The organism is Bradyrhizobium pachyrhizi (assembly GCF_001189245.1).
GTDB classification, from domain to species: Bacteria; Pseudomonadota; Alphaproteobacteria; order Rhizobiales; family Xanthobacteraceae; genus Bradyrhizobium; species Bradyrhizobium pachyrhizi.
This window is the reverse complement of sequence record NZ_LFIQ01000096.1, coordinates 1-372: the sequence shown is the minus strand read 5'-3', so window position 1 is coordinate 372 and position 372 is coordinate 1. Positions and strand designations below refer to the sequence as shown.

At 60.2% G+C, this 372-nt stretch carries 1 protein-coding gene; it reads left to right on the top strand.

Annotation, left to right across the window (positions count from 1 at the left end; genetic code table 11):
• Positions 1–161: 161 nt before the first annotated feature.
• Positions 162–299, top strand: a complete 138-nt coding sequence (locus tag AKL29_RS24610; protein WP_244481704.1) for a hypothetical protein — start codon at positions 162–164, stop codon at positions 297–299.
• Positions 300–372 lie beyond the last annotated feature (73 nt).

Here is a 372-nt window from a genome sequence, read left to right as displayed (position 1 = left end):
ATTCATCGGTATCGGCGACTGCTGCAGACCCAGCTCTCCGACCTCGAGCGCGAATTCATCGAAAGACGGCTCGCCGAAGAAGTCACGGCGATGCAAGGCGTCGTGGCCGACATTCCGCCACTGCCCTCGATCGATCGCGCAGCTTGCGAGGAGATCACGTCATGACTGGTCTGCAGCAGTTGCTCATAAGAGGCAGCGAAAAAGTCATCGGTCACTATCAATTCCTGCTAGACAGCGCGACCTCGGAACAAGAGCGCGAGCGCTATCGACGGAGGATCGAGAAGAACGCCGGATACTAGGCCGGTTGCTCGATAGCGACGTTCAATCGACACGCGCAGCGTGAGGCATCGCGTTCGCGCCGGGCTGGCGCCG

Coding starts and splice junctions, on each gene's coding strand:
- AKL29_RS24610 (WP_244481704.1), top strand. CDS start 162: ATGACTGGTCTGCAGCAGTTGCTCATAAGAGGCAGCGAAAAAGTCATC.